The sequence below is a fragment of the Arthrobacter sp. P1_A5 genome (genome assembly GCF_056406825.1).
The window spans coordinates 1-3,169 of the sequence record NZ_JBFTZL010000285.1; the positions used below are offsets into that span (position 1 = coordinate 1).

Below are 3,169 nucleotides of genomic sequence, written 5' to 3' on the forward strand. Positions count from 1 at the left end.
GCGAGACCTACGCGTGGCTTCGGGAGCATGAACCGGACACCTGGCCGTATCCGGCTACGCCCGGGCCGGGAAGCGGTAGCGCAGTTCCACGATGCCCCTGCCCAGGGTGCGGGAAGATGTCAACTCGAGCGGCGGCGTCGGGCCCGCCATGGGCAGCAACTGCTTGCCGCCGCCCAGGACCACCGGAATGACCGAGACAATCAGTTCGTCCAGCAGCCCGGCGTCAGCGAACTGCGCTGCGAGCACGCCTCCACCCACAACCCACACGTWCCGGCCGCCCGCCGCTTCTTTGAGGTCGTCCACGAACTCGCCTACGGCCCCGCGCACAAACGTGACATCCGCGCCCTTCGGGGCGGCGTGCTCGTGGCGGGTGAAGACCCAGGAAGGTGTGCCCGGATACGGCCAGGTGTCCGGTTCATGCTCCCGAAGCCACGCGTAGGTCTCGCCGCCCATGACGATGCAGCCGACGCCGGCCATGAACGCGTCATAGCTGTCCTGTCCGCCCTCAAAGCCGTCGAACTGCAGCAGCCAGGCCAGATTGTCGTCGGCAGTGGCGATGAACCCGTCGAGTGAGGACGCCACGAAGTACTGGAAGCTCACCATGGCCCCAGCCTAGCCACTGCGGTGGCCGGTGTCCCATCCCCTTGACGCACGGTCAGCCGACCCCCACGCGGCGGCCGGAAACGCACGGGCAACCGGACCCGGATGCGGGCAGCGGCTTACTTGTGGAAGTAAGGAATGATCAGGTAGAGCCCGAAGAGGATGGCGGCGCCGCACAAAGCGAAGCACGTGTAAGCGAGCGGTCGCGTCCAGGCCGCCGGGGAGGACCGGGTGTCCCCCGCGATGGCCGTGAGCCGGACGCCGAGGGAGTAGAGAACTACCACGGTTACAGCGGACACAAGCGTGGCACTCGCCACGCTGAACAGTTCCAGCCATTTCATCGCTGGGCACCGCCGTTCTTGATCGACTTGGTGGCGGACTTTTTCTTGCGGAACTGCACGGCCTGGCCGACTTCCTCGATCTCGACGGCGTTGTTGCTGCCCACGGGCGACTTCCGTGAGCGCACAAACATATAGGCCACTGCGGCGGTGCCGGCAGTTGCCGCTATGATCACGCCTACGACCCCGGTCTGCACGAGCAGAGCCGTCAGCGCGCCCATGATTCCAGCGGCCGGCAGCGTGAACAGCCAGCCGATGGCAATCCGACCGGCGGTTCCCCACCGCACCGTAGTGCCGCGCCGTCCCATGCCGGAGCCCACGACCGAGCCGGAGGCCACCTGCGTGGTGGACAGGGCAAAGCCCAGGTGCGAGGACGCCAGGATGGCTGTGGCGGTGCTGGTCTCGGCGGCAAAGCCTTGGGCGGGCTTCACTTCGGTGAGTCCCGAGCCCATGGTGCGGATGATCCGCCACCCGCCGGAATACGTGCCGATCGCGATGGCGAAGGCACAGGCGGTGATAACCCACCACTCCGGACCAGAGCCGGCAGGCTGGAGGCCGGCGGAGATCAGGACCAGTGTGATGATGCCCATCGTCTTCTGGGCGTCGTTGGTGCCGTGGGCCAAAGCCACGAGGCTGGACGTGAAAACTTGACCGGCCCGGAATCCGCCGCGCTTCTGCGTGAGCTTGTCCCCGGTTTCGGGGTCATGGCGGGCGGTCAGGGCGTACGCCAGCCGTGTGCACAAGTAGGCTACGCCGCCCGCGATGACCGGGGCGAACACCGCGGGGAGAATAATCTTTTGGAGGATTGACTCGAAGTTGATCGCGTGGATGCCGATACCGGCAATCGCGGCCCCGATCAGGCCGCCGAACAGCGCGTGGGAGGAACTGGACGGCAGGCCCTTGAGCCAGGTGATCATGTTCCAGAGAATGGCGCCCATCAGCCCGGCGAAGATGATGTCTGGGGTGATCTGGACCCCGTCCGAGCCTTCCTTGATGATGCCGCCCGAGACGGTCTTGGCGACTTCCGTGGAAAGGAACGCTCCCACGAGGTTCAGCACCGCCGCGAGGGCAACTGCTGTTTTCGGTTTGATGGCGCCGGTTGCGATGGGGGTAGCCATGGCGTTCGCGGTGTCATGAAATCCGTTGGTGAAGTCGAAGAACAGCGCCAGCGATATCACTAGCGCCACCATTACGGTGATTTCCACCTGTTGCCCAATCTGAAGTGTTCACGGTCGGCAGTTCCACATCCCCGTTGCTGCATGGCCACCACGTCCATTCGATGCCTGATCAGATGAATTCGGTGGCGCTAACGCGATTTGAAACCTTATCGATGGTACGTGGGAAAGACGGCTGGGCAAAACATGCCAGAAGTCCCTAAATTTAGTCCTCCTGTGCGGCACGGGCCTTCACCGCGGCGGTGCGATGCCGGTCACAGCTGGCACCGCCCGGCTCCACCGGAAAAGGCCCAGCTCAGACGGCCCGGCGGACGTCAGGCGCCGGGCCCGCGCCGAGCATCGAAGCGATCCTGTCCTCCAGCGCCGCGAGCGTCGCCTCGGGCAGCACGATGAGCCCGTCGAGTTCCCGGCGGGCGCGGCGGTAGGCCGTCTGCCGCTCGGCGGGAGTTGCGGCCGCGTCCGATGCGATCCTCAGGAGCTTCCGGGCGGTCTCGAGCCGCTGGCGTTCGGGACCGGTGAACTTGCTGTCCCTAATCCGTTTGGCTTCCCGTTCGGCGACGTCGAATGCGAGCTCAAAGCTGGTCACGGCCGACCGGTACTCCGCAAGCCGCGCGGCAGTCCTGACTTCCGCCGGGGCGGCGGGGCGCAGCCCGTCGGCCTCGCGTTTGGCCCGGAGGAAGGCCACGGTGAGGGGCTCCCGGACATCCGTCATGACCGGGTAGTCGATCAGCTTCCCCACGTCGAGTTCGTAGTCCAGCCAGCGCTTGTTGACGGTATCGTGCGCCTTCATGAGGGCCAGMACGTCGGCCTGGCTGGCCTGCTCTGCCTGCGCCGCCTGGTTCTTGAGCGTGTAAAGCTCCACGCGCCGGCGGTGCCGGCGTTCGGCGGCTTTGGAYCAGGACMGCGCCCACCCGCCGGCCAGTCCGCTCAGGGGAAAGACGAGCCACCAAAAGTGCGTGATGAAATTGAAGAAGGGGTCCACGGCATCATCCTCCCATCCGTTGGCGGCGCCGGAAAGCCCCCTCCAAAAGGGCGCTCTCCAGCCAGTTCCGGGAC

The 3,169-nt window shown here is 65.9% G+C and carries 4 protein-coding genes; all 4 read right to left on the reverse strand.

Translation table 11 applies throughout. The features are described 5' to 3' along the window. Positions 1-54: 54 nt before the first annotated feature. The 4 genes from AC1D1S_RS20345 to AC1D1S_RS20360 all read right to left on the reverse strand — a co-directional run bounded on the left by AC1D1S_RS20345 (position 55) and on the right by AC1D1S_RS20360 (position 3,095). Positions 55-603 (reverse strand): dihydrofolate reductase family protein, encoded by a 549-nt coding sequence (locus AC1D1S_RS20345; RefSeq protein WP_476995349.1) that lies wholly within the window; start codon positions 601-603, stop codon positions 55-57. Positions 604-719: 116 nt separating this feature from the next. Then, positions 720-941 (reverse strand): hypothetical protein, encoded by a 222-nt coding sequence (locus AC1D1S_RS20350; RefSeq protein WP_476995350.1) that lies wholly within the window; start codon positions 939-941, stop codon positions 720-722. Then, on the reverse strand, positions 938-2,143 hold the full coding sequence (locus tag AC1D1S_RS20355) for an inorganic phosphate transporter (protein WP_476995351.1): 1,206 nt from the start codon (positions 2,141-2,143) through the stop codon (positions 938-940). The genes AC1D1S_RS20350 and AC1D1S_RS20355 overlap by 4 nt, the downstream gene beginning before the upstream one ends. 265 nt (positions 2,144-2,408) lie before the next feature. Continuing rightward, positions 2,409-3,095 (reverse strand): hypothetical protein, encoded by a 687-nt coding sequence (locus AC1D1S_RS20360; protein ID WP_476995352.1) that lies wholly within the window; start codon positions 3,093-3,095, stop codon positions 2,409-2,411. Positions 3,096-3,169 lie beyond the last annotated feature (74 nt).

Bases quoted from the DNA above. Each gene is read 5' to 3' on its own strand.
- AC1D1S_RS20350 (WP_476995350.1), bottom strand. From the start codon at position 941: ATGAAATGGCTGGAACTGTTCAGCGTGGCGAGTGCCACGCTTGTGTCC.